The sequence below is a fragment of the Deinococcus sedimenti genome (assembly GCF_014648135.1).
GTDB classification, from domain to species: Bacteria; Deinococcota; Deinococci; order Deinococcales; family Deinococcaceae; genus Deinococcus; species Deinococcus sedimenti.
Map to the genome: position 1 here is coordinate 997,690 of NZ_BMQN01000001.1, position 18,338 is coordinate 1,016,027.

Below are 18,338 nucleotides of genomic sequence, written 5' to 3' on the forward strand. Positions count from 1 at the left end.
GGCCGCTTCATGGGCCCTGCACATTCCCCCCCTCGCTGTCTGGTTCAGCGGTTGACGCTGTTCATGGAGGCTTCGGGGTAGCGGGTGCCCTGCGCCGCGCCGGGCGGGAACGCCGCGTCGATGCGGGCCAGATCATCTGTGGACAGCTGCACGGTCAGCGCGCCGAGGTTTTCCTCGAGGTACTTCACGCGCCGCGTGCCGGGAATCGGCACCAGGTCGTCCCCCTGCGCGAGCACCCAGGCGAGGGCCAGCTGCGACGGCGTGCAGCCCTTCTGCGCGGCCATGGCCTGCACCTCGCGGACAAGGTCGAGGTTCCGCTGGAAGTTCTCGCCCTGGAAGCGGGGGTTGTGTTTGCGGAAGTCGTCGTCGGCCAGATCGTCGGGGCTGCGGATCTCGCCGGTTAGGAAGCCGCGCCCCAGGGGGCTGTACGGCACGAAGCCCACGCCCAGTTCGCGGCAGGCGGCCAGCACGCCCTGCTCGGGGTCGCGGGTCCACAGGGAGTACTCGCTCTGCACGGCGCTGATGGGGTGCGTGGCGTTCGCGCGGCGCAGGGTGTCCGGGCTGACCTCGCTCAGGCCGATGGCGCGCACCAGCCCCTCCTGCACGAGCTGACCCATCGCGCCGACGGTGTCCTCGATGGGCGTGTCGGGGTCCACGCGGTGCAGGTAGTACAGGTCCACGTGATCGGTCCGCAGGCGTCTGAGGCTTCCCTCGATGGCCTGCCGGACGTATTCGGGCCGCCCGTTGATGCGCCGCCCGCCGGGCGCGTCCGGGGCGATCTGGATGCCGAACTTCGTGGCGAGGACCACGCGGTCGCGTCTGCCCTGCAGCCACTCGCCGAGGAGTTCCTCGTTGGTGTGCGGGCCGTACATGTCGGCGGTGTCGTAGAACGTGACGCCCAGCTCCAGCGCGCGGTTCAGGGTGTCTAGGTTCTGCACGCGGTCGGTGGGGCCGTAGAAGGCGCTCATGCCCATGCAGCCCAGGCCGAGGGCCGAAACGGTCAGGTCGCGCAGGTGTCGGGTGGGCAGCGGGGTGGTGGGGGTCATGCGGGTCTCCTCTGCGCGAGAATCCAGGGCATCGCGCGCGGCATCAGACGGGGCAGGATCAGCAAGGACTGGATCGGCACGGCGATCAGCGTGACGACCAGGGTCAGGACGGGAATGGGGACCCTCCCCGCCAGGATCGGCAGAACCAGCAGCAGGACGGCCGTGATCAGAGGGTAGGTGACGGCCCACACGAGCAGCGCCACGCGGTGGTGCGCCGCGCCGTGCAGCGACGGGAACCGCACCCAGCCGCCACTGAGCCGCTCGATCAGGGGGAACACGACGTAGTGGGTTAGGGGGACGAGCAGCGCGGTCAGCAGCAGCGCGATCAGGGGGGTGGGGTAGTGGCCCAGCAATGAGGGACCGAGGATCAGCAGCAGCGTGGTGATGGTCGGGTAGATGCCCAGCCAGCGGGCCACGGCCAGTCGCCAGGGTGTGGAGGCTGGAGGACGGGTCAAGCGTAGTCCTTGCGCGCGGTGGTGGTCAGCGGCGGGAGCGGCAGCGCGGTCGTGCCGTCGCAGGCGAGGTGGGTGTCGTAGCGGGCGATCTTGGCGCGGATGGCGGTGAGGTCCGCCTGCAGGTCCCGGAGGCGAGTTTCGACTTCGTGCTGATGGGCGACGAGCAGGGCGCGGCGTGCGGGGGCGGTGTGCTCGCCCTCGCGCACCAGGGCCATGTAGGCGCGCAGGCCCGCCATGCCCATACCGGTGCCGCGCAGGTGCAGCAGGAAGCGCAGCAGGCTCAGTTCACGTTCGCTGTAGCGGCGGTCTCCTCCGCTGGCGCGGGGCACGTCCAGCAGGCCCTCGCGGTCGTAGTAGCGCAGGGTGTGCGGGCTGACACCCAGCTGCGCGGCGGCGTCCTGAATGCTCAGGTGGGGGGTGGGCTCGGTCATGCCTGCACCGTACGCCTTCGAGTGCGCTCGAAGTCAAGACCACGCCCAGCGGGAGCGTTGCCTGTGCAACGGGTGCGCCGCCGGTCAGGTGGCGGTGTCGAGCAGCAGCCGCGGTCGGAACTTCAGGCCGTCCGCCGCGACCAGGTGCGCCGGGACGCCGTTCACGTGCCGCATGGCCCGCTCGGGCGGCACGCCGTGCAGGTGACCGTACACGATCAGGTCAGGCCGTGCGTCGTCGATCACGCGCGTGATGGGGTTGGCGGGGTACGGCGGGGTGCCCGGGGGATAGTGCAGCATCAGGATGAGGTGGTCGCCGGGCTGCCGGAGTCTGCGCGCAGCCTGCACGCTGAGGCTCAGGCGTTCCGCCTCGCGTTCCAGCAGGCGCTGGTCGTCCGTGCCGAGGGGCTCGAAGCCGGGTGTGGTCCAGCCGCGCGAACCGCACACCACGACGTTCCCCACCCGCACGGCGTCGTTCACGACCGCCAGCATGCCCTCGGGGAGGGCCGCGCGGAGTTTCGACGCGGTGGGCCACCAGTAGTCGTGGTTGCCGCGCAGCAGGACCTTCGTGCCCGGCAGCGCCGCGACGGGTGCGAGGTCCTGCATCGCGTCGGGCAGCCGCATCGCCCAGGACAGGTCGCCGGGCAGCAGGACCAGATCCCCGCCTGTGACGGTGGCGCGCCACTCGTCGAAGATCGCCTGGGGGTGCCCGGCCCACTGCGGCCCGAACACCGTCATGGGTTTCGGGGTGCAGAAGGCGAGGTGCAGGTCAGCGATCGCGTACACGCGCATGGGCAGTCTCCGGGGGTGGGGTGGGCGGGTGGGCGTGGCGAAAGGGCCCTCCCGGGTGGGGAGGGCCCTGTCATGGATGGTCGGGGCGAGAGGATTCGAACCTCCGACCCCGTCGTCCCGAACGACGTGCGCTACCAGGCTGCGCTACGCCCCGAACCCGACCATCACCCGCCGCCGGGCGGCTGGGCAGGGAGAAGTCTACGCGGCCCCCCCCGGGGTGTCAAGCGAACGCGCCGCTCCGGTCAGGCCTCCGGAGCGGCGCGCGGCGCAGGTTACTTCAGTTTGGCGAGGGTCGCTTTGGCGGTTTCCTCGTCACGTTTTTCCCAGAAGGTGTTCGCGCTGAAGCCAATCGCCTTCTCAAGCTGCGCGGCCGCGTCGGCCTTGCGGCCCTGGAGGATCAGGGCGTTGGCATATTCGATGCGGTGCACGGCGGTGGTGGGTTCCAGCGCGATGGCCTTCTCGAAGTTGGGGATGATCTGGTTCTTGTCCGCGCCGGTCGCGCGGGTGGCGATGAAGCCCTTGGAGATCAGGTTGGCGTGCCACAGACCCAGGGCCACGTACGCGCCGGCCATCTTGGGATCGAGCTTGACGGCCATGTCGAGGTTCTTCTTCATCTCGCCCGCCAAGCCGAGGCTCTGGAGGATGCCGCTGAACTGCGCGAGGCGGCCCTGCGCGCGGGCCAGTTCGAAGTACGCGTCGGCGTTGTTCTTGTCCTTGGCGATGGCCTGCTTGGCGTAGCCCTGGGCCTTCTCGAACAGGGCCTTCTTCTGGCTGTCGGCCACGAGGCCCGCGCCGGCGGTGGTGGCCTCGGCGGCCAGGGCGAGGCTGTCACTGGTGTTCAGGTCGGCGGCGGCGGCGGCGGCGTCCTGCCACTTGCCCGCGTCGAGCATGTTCTGGGCGGCCTGGATGGACTGGGCGGACGCGGTGGCGATCAGGGCAAGGGACAGGGTCAGGGCGATCTTACGCATGTGGGGTTCCTCCGGTGAAGGGCAGTTGGGTTGGGTGCTGCGTGAAACTATACACGCCCGTGGGCAGGTGAAGCTGACGGGGTCGTCAGGAACGGCACGCACGGGTTGTTCTGCACCGGGTTCAGCGGCTGGCGGCGGGGTGCTACGCTCGGTGCAGCCGTGGACTGGAAAGCGATCCTCAAGGACCTGCGCGGGCGGGTGCCCCCCACCGGGGGGGGCGTCGTGCCGGGCAGTCTGCGCTGGCTGGAGCGCCGCATGCAGGAGGTCGGGGCCAGTCCCAGCAGCGTGCGCAACATCGTGTACCGGGACGTGGGCACCACCCGGGACAAGGCGGCGCTGCGGGCCGTTCTGGAGGACCTGGCCCGTGATCTCGGCACGCCCCTGAGTGCGCCCCCGGCCCAGGCGACCCTGGAGGTGGACGACCTGGAACTCCTGGGCCGCAGTAAGAAGAGGGCGTTCCGGCAGTTCACAGCGGGCGTCCGCGCGGGCCGAGCGCCGCGCCTGATCGTGAGCGGCCCACCGGGTGCCGGGAAGACCGTGCTGCTCTCACGGGTGGCGGCGGCGCTGGAGGCGCAGGGCATGCCGGTCGTCACGTTGCGCCTCGGTGGAGCAGGGTCAGGGCTTCCGGCCCCGGCGGGCCCGGTGGGGTCATCCTTCGCGGCGCAGGCGCAGGCGCAGCTGGACGCGGCGCGGGCGGTCCTCCCGACCGGGGGGGCGCTGCTGGTGCGGGTATCGTCGGACCTGCGCCCACTGGGGGCCGCCCCGCGCCTGCCGGGCGGGGCCGCGGCCACACCAGCAGTGTGGGCCCTCGAGTCACTGCTGCGCCGCGCGCCGAGGGAGGTGGCCGTCCTGCTGGCCGTCGAGGGAGACGCGCCGCCCGATCCGGGCGTGGACGTCATCGAGTTGCGGCCGCCCACGCCGACCGAGGCGCGCACGTACCTGATGACGCGCCTGGGCGTGACCCGCGCCGAGGCCGACCGGCTGGTCCGGGAGACCGGGCGGCACCTGGACCGACTGACCCTGCTGGCGAACGTGGCAGGTGAGGGCGGGGCGTCGCCCGCGGACCTGCTGAACGACCCGGAATCCTGGCGACTGGTGACCGCCACGGCCGCACTGCACGCCGCGCAGCCTGAGGGGCGGGACTGGTCGGAGGCGCTGCTGGCGAACCTGCTGGGCGCGTCGCCGCTGACGGTGCCCCCCCACGCGCGGGCCCTGCTGCTGGGCGGCGCTGGAGGCTGGCGCGCCACGCCGGCGCTGGAACGGGCCTGGCCCGCCGTTCCTGCCGAGGACCGGCGCGTGGCCCTGCGGACCCTGGCCGCGCTGGACGCCGGGCAGGGCTTCGGGCCGCACCGCCTGGGTGCGCTCGCGGCACTGGGCGACTGGGCCGCGCTGGCGGGCCAGGTGACGCAGCGACCCGACGACGCGCGCCACCTGCCTGCGTTGTGGCCACGGGTGCGCGGCGCGACGGGACCGGCGCGCGAGGCGCTGGCGCGTGCGGTGGTCGTGCATCACGCTGGGCGGGGCGAGTACAACGACCCGCGCGCCCGCGACGCGCTGTTCACCCTCTTGGAATCCGGTTCGGACGCGGTGCGTGGCTGGGCCCGAGTGAAACTGGCCGAGAGCAGCCTGGAGGCGGGGCGGATGGACGCGGCCCGCGCGCAGCTGGACCACCCGGACGTGACCGGCATGGACGCCCGTGACCCGTGGGCGGCCGCGGCCGAGATGGACGCTCTGCTCGTCCGCGCGGCCCTGGCCCGCTGGCGCGGGGACCTGGCGGGCGCGACCGAGGCGGCGCAGGACCCGCGTCTGGCGCGGGGGGGCCCGCGCGCGCTGCTGTGGCGGGGCCTGATCGCGAAGGACGCGGGGCGCTGGCCCGAGGCGCTCGCGGCGCTGCGGGACGTTCCGGCGTCCAGTCCGCTGCTGTCGGCCCGCGCGCGGTACCAGGAGGGGGACCTGCTGCTGCGCCTGGGTCAACCCCAGGGGGCGCTGGCGGCGCTGCTGGACGCGCACGCGCGGCTGGCGGCGGCGGGCGGTTCTCCGGAGGAGCAGGCGCGGGTGCTGGCCCGGGCGGGCACGGCCCTGCGCCGACTGGGCCGCGCGGAGGAGGGACTGGAACGGCTGACCGCGGCGCTGGCGCTGGTCCCGGCCGAGGAGCGCCGACACGTGGACGGGGTGCCCCGCGCCCGGCTCCTGTCGGAGGGGGTGCCGCTGCTGCTGGCGCTGGGCCGAGTGGAGGACGCTCAGCGGCAGGTCGCGCAGGCGCTGACGCTGCTGTCACGCAGTGGCTCGCGACCCGCGGAGACCGGGTACCGCGAGCGCCGCACCCGGTACCGCGCGGCCCTGACGTACCTGACTCGGGGTCTGGGCGTGCCGTACCTGCCGCCGCTGAGTGGCGCGCTGGACGACAACGCCGACCTCCGGCAGGCGCGGGCGCTGCTGAGAGCGTTGCTGGCCGCGCCTCTGGGGAGCGCCGACCGCGAGGTGACGCTCCGGTTCGACATGCTGCTCAGCCTGTCGCTCGCCACGCCGGACGCAGAGGCGGCAGCCGCGCACATGCGGGAGGCGCTGACCCTGGCGTCCCACCCGTACGAGGAGGCCCAGGCGCGGGCGATGCTGGGTGACGCGCAGCTGCGGGCCGGTCGGGCGGATGCGGCGCTGGCCAGCGTGAACCGCGCGCACGCGCTGCTGCGGCGACCGGCGCCGGGTGGCCTGCCGCAGGACCCCGGCCTCGACGCGCAGCTGCTGGCCGTCGAGGCCCGTGCGGCCATTCGGGACGGGCACGTCCCACCACTCGACACGCTGGCTCACCTGCGCGCGGCGCTGGCCCAGCCGGATCTGCGGCCCTTCAGGGCGGGCGTGTGGCGCGAGGCGGGCCGTGCTCTGGAGGGCACCGGCGGGGGCGCACAGCTGCTGCAGGCGTGGGGCGTGCCGGACGCCCTGCTCGACTGGCGGGTCCCGGACGCGTTGGTGGCGGCCGAACTGTCCGGCGACCTCACGGGACCCGCTGGGCACACGGAATCGTCCTGACTGCGGTTTCCAGTTCCGTTGAGGGGCCAACACCACGCCCCAGGGCTCCACCTCCAACCGCTGTTCTTCTCAGGGGCTCACCGCCCTCAAGACGTCCGAATTCTGCTGTGAGTGGCCGGTCCGGGCTGGAGAGCGGGTGGGAAGCGGGTATGCTGTGGCGCGTGAGCATCAGTGAATCGCGCCCCGGTGGTCGAGCCGCCGTTCGACTGCTTCAGGGGTACGTGTGGCACCCGCAGGAGGCGGACATCGATCTGGAGACGTTCCTGCCCCACGAACTCGACCTTCCCGCGCCGGAGGAGCAGGGGGAGCAGGAAGGCGCGCACGTCCTGTGGGACACCGTGAACGCGCCGTTCGCGTTCTTCGAGAATGGCGAGCCGACCGCGTCGCAGGCGTTCTATCAGTTCACAGTGCTGCGCGTGTACGAGCCCCGGCCGGACAACGACGCGCTGCACGCGGACGCCGAGGCGGCCAGTCAGCTGCTGGGACCGCTGCTGGAGGGCACGCCGGACGGCGTGGGCTGGCAGTTGTGGGAGGATTTGCGTGATCTCTGAACTGGGGCTGCCGTGGCTGGACCTGCGGGTCGAGGGGGACCCGCACCCGCGCCGCTTCGACGGTCAGGCCACTGCATTGCAGTACCTGCTGCGGGTGGAACGCCTGTCGGCAGACGCCGCGCACGAACTGCTGGAGAAGGGCGAGGTGGGTCCGCCCGTCGCGAGGCGCGTATACACGCTGCGCCCGCTGGGGCAGTGAGCGCCGAATCCTCCCCGCCGGAGGCGGCCGCGGAGTATACCGGGCCGGTCGTGGCGATTCCCGTGTACGCGGGGGTCAGTGAGCTGGAACTGGGCGTGATGGTGTCGGTGCTGCGCCTGTGTGGCGGTGAGGGCTGCGTGCGGACCGTGAACCGCTCGCGGGCCAGCATCGTCACGGCGGGTGGACTGGTCAGCACCCCGCACGTGCTGTTCGCGGCGCTGCCGGAACCGGCCGCCCTGCTGATTCCCGGCGGGCCGGGTGCGGCGAAGGCGGCGCGCGATCCTCTGCTCCAGGGGTTCCTGAAGGCGCACGCGGGCCTGACCACGGGCACCAGCGGCAGCGGCCTGCTCCTAGCGGGCGAGGCAGGCACCCTCGACGGGCGCGTGGTGGGCGGCCCGGCGGAACTGGCTGACACGCTGTGGGGCTTCACCCCGGCGGACGTGCGCCCCGGCGAGGCGGTCACCGACGGCGCGCTGTGTTCCGCCCCGGCGGGGTTCGCGGCGCTGCACCCGGCGCTGCACGTCGCCTCCGCCCTGTGGGGCGAGGAGGCCGCCCGGGACGCGGCCCGGCGGCTGGGCGGCTCTCCCCTGCTGGGTTAGACCAGCGCGCCGCGCGCCGTCAGTTCAGCGCGGAGGTCGCCGGGGTTCACGGCTCGGACCTCGCCCGCGTGATCCCGCGCGGCCCAGGCGGCGGCGATTCCGGCGGCCTCGCCCATGGAGTGACAGTTTTGCTGCACGCGGATGCTGGACTGCGCCTCGAAGGTGCTGCTCGCCGCGCGGCCCGGCACGAGCAGATTCGTGACGTTCAGCGGGATGATGGCGCGCAGCGGGATGTCGTGGAACGCGCCGGGCGCGAAGTACGGCGCGGTGCCCTCGCGTTCATGCAGCAGTTTCGCGCCGCCCCTGACGGTGTGGATGTCCACCGGGTAGTGGTTGCGGCAGATGCCGTCCGGGAAGCGGGCGCAGTCGAGGATGTCCGTGACGGTCAGTGTGTACTCCCCGTGGATGCGCCGGGTTTCGCGCACGCCGACCATCGGGGCGACCACGCCGATGAACGCGTGCTTGCAGCCGGGCAGGAACGCGCGGCAGAACGCCGTGAGGCGCGTGATGGCCTGCCGTCCGTCCAGCTGCGCCTCGCTGAGCTGCCAGGGGTCGGTGCCGTCGTGCAGGTCGGCGCGGATGCGTGGGCAGTTGAAGCTGAGTTCGCCGGGGCGACCGGGGACGCTGAATGCCTGGAAGTAATCCCCGTCGCGTTCCAGCAGCACGCCATCCTCGACCGCCTGCCGGAAGAGGGGTTCCAGGCTGCTGCGGCGGCCCCAGACCATCCAGAAGTGCAGGAAGTCCGCGTGCTCCTGCCCCTGCCCGTTGGCGGTCAGGAAGGCGCGCAGGCGGGTGACGTCCACCCCGGCCAGCGTGAAGCGCAGGCTCATGGCCTGATGCACGCCATCCTCATCCCCGCCGCTCATGGGCACACCCGCCAGCGCGGCCACGTCCGCGTCGCCGGTCGCGTCGATGAACGTCCGGGCCCGCAGGGCCTGAAGGCCGCCCTTGTTGTGCACGACCAGCGCCTCAATCCTTCCGGCGGCCATGACGGGCTGCACGACCTGGGTGTGGAAGATCACCTCCGCCCCGGATTCCCGCAGCAGGTCGTCCAGCACGAATTTCAGGCCCTCCGGGTTGAACCAGTTGTCGTTCCCGGACGGATCGGTCGCGCCGTCGCCGCGCGCCCGCAGGCGGGCCTTGAGTTCCTCGGTCAGGCCCCGATTGAGGTTCTGCCCGTCCGCGACGTTGCGCATCAGCGGCGTCACCCATGCGTTCGTACCGGTGCCGCCCAGGCTGCCCTGCGCCTCCACGACGAGCGTCCGTGCCCCACTGCGGGCGGCGGCGACGCCCGCGATGGCCCCGGCGGTGCCGCCCCCGGCGACGATCACGTCCCAGTCGCGGTCCAGCGTGCGGTAGGTCAGGGTCATGCGTCCGCCCAGGCGTGCGCGTTCAGGTGGCGCAGAGCGGCGAGGGTCAGCCAGTTGAAGTCCTCGGGGCGGGTGTGAATCTGGGTGCGGAGGTCGCGCACCGGGACCCAGCGGGGCGCCTCGGCATGGTCGCCGCGCGCCAGGGGTTCGCCGCTGACCTGCACGCGGAAGAAGAAGCCGACGCTGTCCACCGGGCCGCGGGTCGTCTGGTACACGAAGGCGGGCGTCAGGCACTCCACGTCCCCGCCGGGCGCGCTGGACGTGGTGGCGCGCGGGTCGTCCAGGAAGGTGGTGACGGTCAGGCCGGTCTCCTCCTTGACCTCGCGGCGCAGGGCGGCCGGGATGGACTCGAAGGGGTCGAGCTGCCCGCCGGGGAGTTCCAGCGTGCGCGGCTGGCCGGGTTTGGCGCGCACCTGCAGGAGCACCTCGCGTCCATGTTCGCCGCTGCGTTCGATGACCGCGCGGGCGTTCACGTAGAAGTCCTTCTTCCGGCGGAACATCAGCCTTTGACCGCGCCTTCCAGACCCTTCATGAAGTACTTCTGGCCCATCAGGAACACGATCAGGATCGGGATGATCGTGATGACGGCGCCCGCCATAACGGCGCGGGAGTTCGTGCTGAACGTGCCGGACAGTTCCAGCAGACCCGCCGAGAGCGGCAGCATGTTCTTGTCGGGCAGCATGACGCGCGCCCACAGGAACGAGTTCCAGTACGCCACGAATTCCAGGATGGCGAACGCCGCGATGGTCGGGGTGGCCAGCGGGAGCATGATGCGGCGCCAGATGGTCAGTTCGCGCGCGCCGTCGATACGGGCCGCCTCGATGAGTTCCTGCGGGATGCCCAGGTACGCCTGACGCAGCAGGAACAGGCCCACGATGCTGGCCGCGCCGGGCAGCACCACCGCGAGGTACTGTCGCGCGGCGTCCGCGAGCGGGCTGGTCTGCGCCAGCAGGCCCAGTTTGATGGTGGTGATGTAGTTGACGATCAGTCCGGCCTCGTTGGGCAGGACCATCAGGATCAGGATGGAGTAGAAGACGAGGTCCCGTCCGGGGAAACGCATGCGGGCGAGCGGGTACGCGGCGAGCGTGGCGAGGGTCGTGGTGAACGTCACGCCCAGGATGCAGATGATCACGGAGTTCAGGAACAGTCGCCAGAAGGGGACGGTGGTGCCACTGAAGACTTCTGCGTAGTTGCGCAGGCTCAGTGCTTTCGGGAGGATCTTGGCTTCATAGATGTTCCCGGTGGGTTCCAGGGACGTGACGAGCGTCCAGTAGAACGGGTAGAGCATGATCAGCGCGATGAGGATCAGCACGGCGTACGCGGCGGCGTTGCGCAGGCGTTCGCGGCGCTGACGCTGAACCTTGAGTTGCGCGGCCAGTTGCGCGTGCGGGTCACTGACCAGGGCGGTCTGGGGCAGGGTGGTGTCAGGCATCGCTGCGGCCTCCTTTCGTCAGGCGGAAGTTGATCAGGCCGAACAGGATGCTGACCACCGCGACGACCATGCTGGCGGCGGCGGCCAGCCCGAAGTTAAAATCCCCACCGAACGCCTTGGAGAACGAGTACATCAGCGCGGAGTACGTGCTGCCCGCCGGGTAGCCGTTGGGCGTCATGACGTACAGTTCCTCGAATACCTTGATGGCGCTGATGGTGGACAGCAGGCTGCACACCAGGATGGTGGGGCGCAGGCCCGGCAGGGTGATGTTCCAGAACACCTGCGAGCGGGTCGCGCCGTCGATGGTGGCCGCTTCTTCCAGTTCGCGGCTGATGCCCTGCAGGCCCGCGAGGTACAGCACCATGTAGTACCCGATGCCCTTCCAGAGGGTCACGAACATCACCGCGAACAGCGCCGTGGCGGGGTTATCGAGCAGGCTGTGGTCGCCGCGCATCAGGCCCAGGCCCATGAGGATGCTGTTCACGGCGCCGCCCTGCTTGTACAGCCACGACCAGATCAGGCCGACCACCGCGAAGCTCGTCACGACCGGCACGTAGTACGCGGTGCGGAAGAAGCCGATGCCGCGCAGCGGACGGTTCACGAGGAGCGCCACCAGGATCGAGATGACCTGAATGACCGGCACGACCAGCACGTACTTCAGGCTGTTGCGCAGGCCGGACCAGAACTGCTCGTCGGCGAACAGTTCGCGGAAGTTGTCAAGCCCCACCCACTGCGGCGGGCTGATGATGTTGTACTTCGTGAACGCCAGGTACGATCCGAAGATCACGGGCCAGGTGTGGTACACGACGAGCAGGATCAGGAACGGCAGCATGAACGCGTAGGCGATCAGGGTGTTGCGCACCGTGACTGACGCGCCGGTGCCGCCGATGCGGTGTTGTTCGCGGCGAGACACGCGCCGCCCCTTTGTGGTCATGGGGCGCAGTGTAGCGGGCCGTGCGGGGAAGGGCATGTAAAAACCAGCCACTCTGGTGGGAGTGACTGGTCAGGGCAGTTCGAGCGGACGTTAGTGTCCGTCGCCGTCCTTGGCTTCGCGTTTGCCTTCGCTGTACTCGGCGTTGGCCTGCGCGTTGTGGACTTCGGCCTTGGCGCGGTCCTCGACGGCTTCAGCCTTATGCTTGGGATCGCCGGTCACGGCGTGGGCGGCGTTGTGCCCGGCCTCGCGCAGGCGGTCGGCCCCTTCGTTCACTTTGGCCTTGGCGGCGTCCAGCATGTTTTCAGCGGTGCTCTTGTCACTCATCGGTTGAGTCCTCCTGCGAAGTGGATTCCCTTGTGGGTGCCCACAGCTTGCCGCGCCCGGCTGGGTCCGGGGTGAGCCCCGGCTTCAGGGTCACTGCACGCACACTTCAGGAATCTTCATCGTTCGATCTCCGCCTGCCCAACTGGACTGAACCGGGTATAAACCCTTGGGGTGACAGGTACACCAACTCCGGTTCATGTCGGGTGGAGTACAGTGTCCGGGTCATGGATAAGCACATCAAGGTGCCCGCGCAGGGCGAGAAGATCACGATGAAAGACGGCAAGCTGAACGTGCCGAACCACCCCATCATTCCCTTCGTGGAAGGCGACGGCACCGGCCCCGACATCTGGCGCGCCAGCGTCCGCGTGCTCGACGCTGCCGTCGAGATCGCGTACGGCAGCGAGCGCAAGGTCGAGTGGATGGAGGTCTACGCCGGTGAGAAGAGCCTCGAGGTGTACGGCGAGAACGAGTGGCTGCCCCAGAGCACCGTGAACGCCTTCAACGAGTACCTGTTCGGCATCAAGGGCCCGCTGACCACCCCGGTCGGTACCGGCATCCGCAGCATCAACGTGGCGCTGCGTCAGGAACTCGACCTGTACGCCTGCGTGCGCCCCGTGCAGTACTTCGACGGCGTGCCCAGCCCCGTCAAGCGCCCCCAGGACGTGGACATGGTGATCTTCCGCGAGAACACGGAAGACATCTACGCCGGGATCGAGTACAAGGCCGGGACCGACGAGGCCGACAAGGTGCGCGGCTTCCTGATGCGCGAGATGGGCGTCAAGAAGATCCGTTTCCCCGACACCTCCTCGTTCGGGATCAAGCCCGTGTCGAAGGAAGGCACCGAGCGTCTGGTGCGCGCCGCGATCCAGTACGCGATCGACAACGGCCGCAAGAGCGTCGCCATCGTCCACAAGGGCAACATCATGAAGTTCACGGAAGGCGGCTTCCGCGACTGGGGCTACGAGCTCGCCAAGCGTGAATTCGGCGCCGTGGAGATCGACGGCGGCCCCTGGTGCCAGCTGCCGAACGGCATCGTCATCAAGGACGTCATCGCCGACAACTTCCTGCAGCAGATCCTGCTGCGCCCCACCGATTACGACGTGATCGCCACGCTGAACCTGAACGGTGACTACGTCAGCGACGCGCTGGCCGCGCAGGTGGGCGGGATCGGCATCGCGCCCGGCGCGAACATCAACTACGTGACCGGCCACGCCATCTTCGAGGCGACGCACGGTACCGCGCCCAAGTACGCCGGGAAGGACGTCATCAACCCCAGCTCCGTGATCCTCAGCGGCGAGATGATGCTGCGCTACATGGGCTGGACCGAGGCCGCCGACCTGATCCTGAAGGGTCTGGACGACACCATCCAGCAGAAGGTCGTGACGTACGACTTCGCCCGCAACATGGACGGCGCGACCGAAGTGAAGACCAGCGCCTTCGGTGACAAGATCATCGAGAACATGAAGGCCCGCAAAGCCTGAGCCTATAAACGGACTGAGGCGGCGAGGGAATCACCCCTCGCCGCCTCTCGTTTCCGTGCTGCTTTACGCGCGCAGGCGGTCGCTGTAGGACTGGCGCATCTTCGACACCTTGGGCGCGATGACGGCCATGCAGTAGGGCTGGCGCGGATTGTTCTCGTAGTAGTTCTGGTGGTAGTCCTCCGCGACGAAGAACTCGGTGGCGGGTTCGATGGTCGTCACGATGGGCTTGCCGAACACGTCCTGCGCGGTCAGGTCGGCGATGACCTCGCGCGTCTCAGCGTCCTGCTCGGGGGTCAGGGGGAACACGGCGCTGCGGTACTGCGTGCCGGTGTCCGCGCCCTGCCGGTTGAGGCTGGTGGGATCATGAGTGGCGAAGAACAGGCCCAGCAGGTCCTTGTACGACACCTGCGCCGGGTCGAAGGTCACGCGGACGGCCTCGGCGTGCCCGGTGGTGCCGCTGCACACGCTGCGGTAATCGGGGCTGGGCGTGTGCCCGCCGATGTACCCGCTCTCGATCTTCTGCACGCCGCGTACGTCCTTCAGGACGGCCTCCGTACACCAGAAGCATCCTCCGGCCAGGATGGCCTGCTGCGTCCCTGCACTGTGGGTGGTCATGGCCCGCATTCTTCCCGATTCCTCCGGTGCAGACCGGGGCGACCGGCACGATCCGGCCAGGATTCACGGTGCGTGAAGATCCACTCTCCGAGCACCGTGGCGGCGCGCCTCAGGATGCGGGGGAACTGACCGTCTCTCCTTCACTGACCAGAGCGTCCAGCAGTTTCAGGGCCTCCTCCAGCCGGTGGGCCTGCACGCGGGCGGCGGTCCGCGCCTGCCGCCATTCGAGTCGCACGCGAGCCAGACTCAGGGGGTCGCCGCCCAGCTGCTGCAATTGCGCGGCGCGGCGTTCCAGGTTCTCCACCTGCATCTTCAGGTCCCGCAGGGCCGACTGGTGGGAGCGTGCCGCCTGCAGCGTGGTTTCCAGTTGCGCCCGCGCGTCCTGCTCAGCCACGTGCAGGGCGTGGTGCGCCTGCATGACCGCCTGGGACTGCCCGGCCGGATCGGCGGCCTGCCACTGGGCGTAGTTCAGGGCCTGCCGGGCGCGCAGCACGTTCGGGTGCAGCGGCACACCCAGCGTGAATCGCGCGTGTGCAAGGTCCACGTCCAGCATGGTCAGGGGCGTGTCCGCGTCCGTCAGGTCGATCAGAGGGGTGAAGGCGTCCAGGAACGCGTGGGTCTGCGAGGCCATCAGGCTCGTGTGCGCCAGGCGCGGCCCGACCGACTGTCCGGCGCGCAGGCTGTCTTCCAGCTCGCGGACGTTCAGGTCCAGCAGTTCGGCCTGCGCGGCTGCGGCGGCCACCTGATCCGCCACCTCGATGCGGGCGTGGTCGGCGCGCAGGCGGCTGAGCATCTCCTCGGTCTCCCAGCGGCGCACCTCGGCCTGGGTGGCCTGCACGTCCCACTCGGCGGCGCGTTCCAGCGCGCGCAGGTCCGGGTTGCTGCGAATGGCGCCCAGGCTGCGGCCGGCGATCTCCGCGTGCGACCGGGCCAGCAGCAGCGGCAGGTCGTGGGCCCGGCGGCCCCAGCGGACCGGGCTGGGGGCCGGCGCGATCGGCCCCTCGGTGGGTTGCGCGGGCACTGGCACGGTCTCCGCGAAGCGGGCGAGGTCGAGCGTGGTCGCTTCGAGCCAGCGGTCGGCGCGGGCGTCCCCGTACTGCAGGCGCAGCCGGGCGTAGACGTCCTGCAGGACGGCCACCACGTCCCGCGGCCCGAGGGCGCGCAGCGAGGTCCAGCCGCGGCGTTGGACGGCGCCCTGGATGGTCTGGTCGGCCTCGCTGACGCCCAGTTCGGCGCTGAGTCGGGCGCGCAACCAGTCGCGGTACGGGTCGTTGGATGCGCGGATCATGCGGCGCCTCCGGCGCGGCGCTGCCGGGCGCATTCGAACAGCATCAGGGCGGCCGCGGTGGCCACGTTCAGCGAGTCCGCTCCGCGACTGGCGTTCATGGGAATGCTGACGCTGTGATCGGTGCGGCGCCAGTGTTCCGGCAGGCCCTCGTGCTCGGTGCCGAGCAGCAGGGCCACGCGGCCGGTCAGCGGGGCGTCCCAGTAGGCGCGCGGGGCGTCCGGGGTGCAGGCGAAGGTCGTGAAGTGCCGCTGCTCCAGCCACGCCTGCGCCTGCTCCTCGGTCATGACGGCGACGGGCAGTGTGAACACGCTGCCCTGCGAGGAACGGATCACATTCGGGCCGTAGGGGTCGGCGCCGCGGCCGAGAACGATGACGCTGTCGGCGCCCGCCGCGTCGGCGCTGCGCAGGATCGCCCCGACGTTGCCGGGCTTCTCCAGGCCGTGCAGGACGACCGTGACCGCGTCCGCACCGGGTTCGGGCAGGGTCGGGGCGGGCGTGGGGGCCAGGGCCAGCAGACCGTCGGGGTTCTCGCGGCCACTGACCTTCTCAAAGGCCGCGCGAGACAGCAGGTGCGTGGCGGCACCCAGGGTCGGCGCCAGCGTCTCCCCCTCGGGGCTGTGCAGTTCAGGGGTGCTGTACACGGCGCTCAGCACGGTGCCGCTGGCGACGGCCCGGGCGATCTCGCGGGCGCCTTCGATCAGGATGACGCCGTCCTGCTCGCGCTCGCGGCGGCTCCGCAGGCGCACGAGGCGTTTCACGTGTGCGTTCTGCAGGGAGGTGATGACTTCGGTGACACTCATTGCGTTCATTATGTCCTGTTCGGCTTGCGGCTGACGGCGCCGCGTGCGGACGGAGGGGAAATGCTCTAGCCTGCGCGCATGGCGCTTGCGTACCCTCCGTTCAAGTCCTGCCCGTGTGGGTCGGGCCGAAGTTACGGTCACTGCTGCGGTCCGCTGCATGCGGGCGCCGGGGCGGCCACTCCGGAGGCGCTGATGCGTTCACGCTACACGGCGTACGCACTGGGGGACAGTGGGTACGTGCAGCGCACGTGGCATCCGCTGACGCGTCCGCGGAGCCTGGATCTGCGGGACGGCACACGGTACCTGGGGCTGCGGGTACATGAGGCACAGGAAGAGTTCGTGACCTTCACGGCGCAGTTGCGCCTGCCGGATGGGGAACGGTACGCGCTGAGGGAACGCAGCCGGTTCGAGCAGGTGGGCGGCGCGTGGCTGTACGTGGACGGCGAGACGCCCGAAGCCTGACCGGCCGGGGGCCGCCGATCAGCCGTCCGGCATGGGCGGATGGGAACGCGGTGAGAGCCGGGCGCGTACCGGTGGCATGACCGAACCGAAAACGCGCGCCGTGCCCAAATTGACTGTCCGTCCCAACCGCCGGGCCGGGTTGCTGATCGGCGGCCTGCTGATCGCGGGTGTGCTGGTCGCCCAGAGCGTGAAGGTCGTGCCCGCCGGGTACGTGGGCGTGGCGTTCAGCGCGCTGAGCGGCGTGAAGGGCCAGCCGCTGCAGGAGGGCGTGCATTTCCTGGTGCCGTTCGTGGATCACGTGACGCTGTACGACGCGAAGCTGCAGGAGGTCACGCTGGCCCACAACGTCAACGACGGGGACGAGGGGGCCATCCGCGCGCGCAGCAAGGAGGGGCTGGAGATCACGGCGGACGTGACCGTGCAGTTCCGCGTGGACCGGACGAAAGCAGCGGCGCTTCACAAGGAACTGGGGCGGGACTACGTGAGGACCGTCATCCGCCCGCAGGTGCGCAGCAAGGTCCGAGACGCGATCGGGCAGTTCAGCGCGGCGGACATCATCAGCACGAAGCGGCAGGAGGTGGAGGCCAGCATCACGAACGCGCTGCGGCAGGTGTTCGAGCAGAACAACCTCACACTGGACGGCGTGCTGCTGCGCGAGCTGCGCATCCCGGACAGCGTCGCCAAGGCCATTGAGCAGAAGCAGACGGCCGAGCAGCAGGTCGCGGTGGAACGCAACAAGCTCCAGCAGGCGAACATCTCCGCGCAGCGGGCCGTGGTGGAGGCCGAGGGCGCGGCGAAGGCGTCGATCGCCAAGGCCAGGGGTGAGGCCGAGGCGCTGTCTCTGCGTGGCCGGGCGCTGCGGGAGAATCCGCAGCTGATCCAGCTGACCGTGGCGGAGAAGCTGTCGCCCGGCATTCAGACGGTCATGCTACCCAGTGACGGGAACTTCCTGCTGGATGTGGGTTCGCTCACCGGTCGTGGCGGCGCGACCCCGAAACCGTGATCACGGTCGTGGTGCTGGTGCTGGCGGTCATCCTGGTCGGGCTGGCCCTGCGCCGCCCAGCCCCTGGGGTGGCCGAGGCGGCCCCGGTGGCCGTTCAGCCGCGCGGGGCGGACGCCGTGCTGCGCCTGCCGGAACCGGCGCGGGCGCGGGCGTGGGCGCTGCAGTGCGCCGTGCACGACGGCCTGACTGCGGCCGGGGACACCCGGACGGCCTTTCTGCTGCGTGAGGTGCAGGACCGGTACCTGCCGGATACGGTGGACGCCTATCTGCGCCTGACGCCCGCGGCCCGCGCGCAGCTGGAACGGCAGGGGCAGCCGGCCGAGGCGCTGCTGCTGGACCAGCTGACCCTGCTGGAGGGCGGGGTTCTGGAAACGCAGCGGCGGGACCACGCGGCGGCGGACCGGCTGCTCACGCAGGGGCGGTTCCTGCGGGAACGGTTCGGTCCGTCTGCGGATCTGCGGGTGCCTGAGCGGTGACCACGGCGGTCGGCTTGCGGGTCAGAAGAGTGTCAGACGAGCGCAGAATCGGGTGACAGTTCTGTCAGAACTTGACATGAAAGTTCGT

21 protein-coding genes, 1 tRNA gene and 1 pseudogene are annotated in these 18,338 nt (G+C 70.5%); 9 read left to right on the forward strand and 14 right to left on the reverse strand.

All coding sequences use genetic code 11. The features are described 5' to 3' along the window. Positions 1 to 44: 44 nt before the first annotated feature. From IEY69_RS05000 to IEY69_RS05025, 6 genes are all read right to left on the reverse strand, one after another. On the reverse strand, positions 45 to 1,046 hold the full coding sequence (locus tag IEY69_RS05000) for an aldo/keto reductase (protein ID WP_189071991.1): 1,002 nt from the start codon (positions 1,044 to 1,046) through the stop codon (positions 45 to 47). After that, the gene (locus IEY69_RS05005; RefSeq protein ID WP_189071992.1) at positions 1,043 to 1,501 is read right to left on the reverse strand and encodes a putative antibiotic biosynthesis monooxygenase; all 459 of its coding nucleotides are present in this window, start codon (positions 1,499 to 1,501) and stop codon (positions 1,043 to 1,045) included. The genes IEY69_RS05000 and IEY69_RS05005 overlap by 4 nt, the downstream gene beginning before the upstream one ends. Further along, positions 1,498 to 1,932, reverse strand: coding sequence for a MerR family transcriptional regulator (locus IEY69_RS05010; RefSeq protein ID WP_189071993.1), 435 nt, complete (start codon positions 1,930 to 1,932; stop codon positions 1,498 to 1,500). Before IEY69_RS05010 ends, IEY69_RS05005 begins: the two co-directional genes overlap by 4 nt. Positions 1,933 to 2,016: 84 nt before the next feature. Next, on the reverse strand, positions 2,017 to 2,721 hold the full coding sequence (locus IEY69_RS05015; protein ID WP_189071994.1) for a metallophosphoesterase: 705 nt from the start codon (positions 2,719 to 2,721) through the stop codon (positions 2,017 to 2,019). A gap of 77 nt (positions 2,722 to 2,798) precedes the next feature. Next, a tRNA-Pro gene (locus IEY69_RS05020) sits at positions 2,799 to 2,875 on the reverse strand. A gap of 118 nt (positions 2,876 to 2,993) precedes the next feature. Beyond that, positions 2,994 to 3,689, reverse strand: a complete 696-nt coding sequence (locus IEY69_RS05025; protein WP_189071995.1) for a tetratricopeptide repeat protein — start codon at positions 3,687 to 3,689, stop codon at positions 2,994 to 2,996. 159 nt (positions 3,690 to 3,848) lie between these two features. Here IEY69_RS05025 and IEY69_RS05030 point away from each other — a divergent pair, with 159 nt between their 5' ends. From IEY69_RS05030 to IEY69_RS05045, 4 genes are all read left to right on the forward strand, one after another. Continuing rightward, positions 3,849 to 6,716 (forward strand): P-loop NTPase family protein, encoded by a 2,868-nt coding sequence (locus IEY69_RS05030; protein ID WP_189071996.1) that lies wholly within the window; start codon positions 3,849 to 3,851, stop codon positions 6,714 to 6,716. 149 nt (positions 6,717 to 6,865) lie between these two features. After that, positions 6,866 to 7,267, forward strand: coding sequence for a DUF3208 domain-containing protein (locus tag IEY69_RS05035; RefSeq protein ID WP_189071997.1), 402 nt, complete (start codon positions 6,866 to 6,868; stop codon positions 7,265 to 7,267). Next, positions 7,257 to 7,466 (forward strand): hypothetical protein, encoded by a 210-nt coding sequence (locus IEY69_RS05040; protein ID WP_308425444.1) that lies wholly within the window; start codon positions 7,257 to 7,259, stop codon positions 7,464 to 7,466. Before IEY69_RS05035 ends, IEY69_RS05040 begins: the two co-directional genes overlap by 11 nt. After that, positions 7,463 to 8,065: a type 1 glutamine amidotransferase family protein gene (locus tag IEY69_RS05045; RefSeq protein WP_189071998.1), complete on the forward strand. Its 603-nt coding sequence runs from the start codon at positions 7,463 to 7,465 to the stop codon at positions 8,063 to 8,065. The genes IEY69_RS05040 and IEY69_RS05045 overlap by 4 nt, the downstream gene beginning before the upstream one ends. Here IEY69_RS05045 and IEY69_RS05050 read toward each other — a convergent pair. The 5 genes from IEY69_RS05050 to IEY69_RS05070 all read right to left on the reverse strand — a co-directional run bounded on the left by IEY69_RS05050 (position 8,062) and on the right by IEY69_RS05070 (position 12,125). Further along, positions 8,062 to 9,435, reverse strand: coding sequence for an FAD-dependent oxidoreductase (locus IEY69_RS05050; protein ID WP_189071999.1), 1,374 nt, complete (start codon positions 9,433 to 9,435; stop codon positions 8,062 to 8,064). The two genes, IEY69_RS05045 and IEY69_RS05050, sit on opposite strands and share 4 nt — an antisense overlap. After that, the gene (locus IEY69_RS05055; RefSeq protein WP_189072000.1) at positions 9,432 to 9,935 is read right to left on the reverse strand and encodes an NUDIX domain-containing protein; all 504 of its coding nucleotides are present in this window, start codon (positions 9,933 to 9,935) and stop codon (positions 9,432 to 9,434) included. The genes IEY69_RS05050 and IEY69_RS05055 overlap by 4 nt, the downstream gene beginning before the upstream one ends. Beyond that, positions 9,935 to 10,867, reverse strand: a complete 933-nt coding sequence (locus IEY69_RS05060) for a carbohydrate ABC transporter permease (RefSeq protein ID WP_189072001.1) — start codon at positions 10,865 to 10,867, stop codon at positions 9,935 to 9,937. The genes IEY69_RS05055 and IEY69_RS05060 overlap by 1 nt, the downstream gene beginning before the upstream one ends. After that, a complete protein-coding gene (locus IEY69_RS05065) occupies positions 10,860 to 11,801 on the reverse strand; it encodes a carbohydrate ABC transporter permease (RefSeq protein ID WP_189072002.1) in 942 nt (313 codons plus the stop codon). Before IEY69_RS05065 ends, IEY69_RS05060 begins: the two co-directional genes overlap by 8 nt. Positions 11,802 to 11,891: 90 nt before the next feature. Beyond that, complete coding sequence (locus IEY69_RS05070) at positions 11,892 to 12,125, reverse strand: hypothetical protein (RefSeq protein ID WP_189072003.1); 234 nt, start codon at positions 12,123 to 12,125, stop codon at positions 11,892 to 11,894. A 224-nt stretch (positions 12,126 to 12,349) separates the two neighbouring features. On the opposite strand from IEY69_RS05070, the gene icd reads away from it, so the two are divergent. Further along, positions 12,350 to 13,606 (forward strand): NADP-dependent isocitrate dehydrogenase, encoded by a 1,257-nt coding sequence (gene icd, locus IEY69_RS05075; protein ID WP_189072004.1) that lies wholly within the window; start codon positions 12,350 to 12,352, stop codon positions 13,604 to 13,606. A gap of 63 nt (positions 13,607 to 13,669) precedes the next feature. Here the strand turns inward: icd and msrA are convergent, their stop codons facing one another. The 3 genes from msrA to IEY69_RS05090 form a co-directional block, all read right to left on the reverse strand. Continuing rightward, positions 13,670 to 14,221: a peptide-methionine (S)-S-oxide reductase MsrA gene (gene msrA / locus IEY69_RS05080; protein WP_189072005.1), complete on the reverse strand. Its 552-nt coding sequence runs from the start codon at positions 14,219 to 14,221 to the stop codon at positions 13,670 to 13,672. 109 nt (positions 14,222 to 14,330) lie between these two features. Next, complete coding sequence (locus IEY69_RS05085; protein ID WP_189072006.1) at positions 14,331 to 15,509, reverse strand: BAR domain-containing protein; 1,179 nt, start codon at positions 15,507 to 15,509, stop codon at positions 14,331 to 14,333. After that, positions 15,506 to 16,309, reverse strand: coding sequence for a TrmH family RNA methyltransferase (locus IEY69_RS05090; RefSeq protein WP_189072007.1), 804 nt, complete (start codon positions 16,307 to 16,309; stop codon positions 15,506 to 15,508). The genes IEY69_RS05085 and IEY69_RS05090 overlap by 4 nt, the downstream gene beginning before the upstream one ends. Positions 16,310 to 16,387: 78 nt before the next feature. Here IEY69_RS05090 and IEY69_RS22065 point away from each other — a divergent pair. The 4 genes and pseudogenes from IEY69_RS22065 to IEY69_RS05105 form a co-directional block, all read left to right on the forward strand. Then, positions 16,388 to 16,462: pseudogene (locus IEY69_RS22065) on the forward strand (SEC-C metal-binding domain-containing protein); the annotation flags it as partial. Then, positions 16,463 to 16,771 carry a YchJ family protein gene (locus IEY69_RS05095; RefSeq protein WP_308425447.1) on the forward strand — a complete coding sequence of 103 codons (309 nt, stop codon included), beginning with the start codon at positions 16,463 to 16,465 and terminating at the stop codon, positions 16,769 to 16,771. Positions 16,772 to 16,847: 76 nt separating this feature from the next. Continuing rightward, positions 16,848 to 17,774 (forward strand): prohibitin family protein, encoded by a 927-nt coding sequence (locus IEY69_RS05100; protein ID WP_189072009.1) that lies wholly within the window; start codon positions 16,848 to 16,850, stop codon positions 17,772 to 17,774. Continuing rightward, positions 17,771 to 18,250 (forward strand): hypothetical protein, encoded by a 480-nt coding sequence (locus IEY69_RS05105; protein WP_229783635.1) that lies wholly within the window; start codon positions 17,771 to 17,773, stop codon positions 18,248 to 18,250. Before IEY69_RS05100 ends, IEY69_RS05105 begins: the two co-directional genes overlap by 4 nt. Positions 18,251 to 18,338 lie beyond the last annotated feature (88 nt).

What these genes read in the sequence shown, in the direction of transcription:
- IEY69_RS05000 (WP_189071991.1), bottom strand. Translation starts at nt 1,046, where the DNA reads ATGACCCCCACCACCCCGCTGCCCACCCGACACCTGCGCGACCTGACC.
- IEY69_RS05050 (WP_189071999.1), bottom strand. Translation starts at nt 9,435, where the DNA reads ATGACCCTGACCTACCGCACGCTGGACCGCGACTGGGACGTGATCGTC.
- IEY69_RS05070 (WP_189072003.1), bottom strand. Translation starts at nt 12,125, where the DNA reads ATGAGTGACAAGAGCACCGCTGAAAACATGCTGGACGCCGCCAAGGCC.
- IEY69_RS05090 (WP_189072007.1), bottom strand. Translation starts at nt 16,309, where the DNA reads ATGAGTGTCACCGAAGTCATCACCTCCCTGCAGAACGCACACGTGAAA.
- IEY69_RS05055 (WP_189072000.1), bottom strand. Translation starts at nt 9,935, where the DNA reads ATGTTCCGCCGGAAGAAGGACTTCTACGTGAACGCCCGCGCGGTCATC.
- IEY69_RS05015 (WP_189071994.1), bottom strand. Translation starts at nt 2,721, where the DNA reads ATGCGCGTGTACGCGATCGCTGACCTGCACCTCGCCTTCTGCACCCCG.
- IEY69_RS05010 (WP_189071993.1), bottom strand. Translation starts at nt 1,932, where the DNA reads ATGACCGAGCCCACCCCCCACCTGAGCATTCAGGACGCCGCCGCGCAG.
- IEY69_RS05060 (WP_189072001.1), bottom strand. Translation starts at nt 10,867, where the DNA reads ATGCCTGACACCACCCTGCCCCAGACCGCCCTGGTCAGTGACCCGCAC.
- IEY69_RS05085 (WP_189072006.1), bottom strand. Translation starts at nt 15,509, where the DNA reads ATGATCCGCGCATCCAACGACCCGTACCGCGACTGGTTGCGCGCCCGA.
- IEY69_RS05065 (WP_189072002.1), bottom strand. Translation starts at nt 11,801, where the DNA reads ATGACCACAAAGGGGCGGCGCGTGTCTCGCCGCGAACAACACCGCATC.
- IEY69_RS05025 (WP_189071995.1), bottom strand. Translation starts at nt 3,689, where the DNA reads ATGCGTAAGATCGCCCTGACCCTGTCCCTTGCCCTGATCGCCACCGCG.
- IEY69_RS05100 (WP_189072009.1), top strand. Translation starts at nt 16,848, where the DNA reads ATGACCGAACCGAAAACGCGCGCCGTGCCCAAATTGACTGTCCGTCCC.
- icd (WP_189072004.1), top strand. Translation starts at nt 12,350, where the DNA reads ATGGATAAGCACATCAAGGTGCCCGCGCAGGGCGAGAAGATCACGATG.
- IEY69_RS05035 (WP_189071997.1), top strand. Translation starts at nt 6,866, where the DNA reads ATGCTGTGGCGCGTGAGCATCAGTGAATCGCGCCCCGGTGGTCGAGCC.
- msrA (WP_189072005.1), bottom strand. Translation starts at nt 14,221, where the DNA reads ATGACCACCCACAGTGCAGGGACGCAGCAGGCCATCCTGGCCGGAGGA.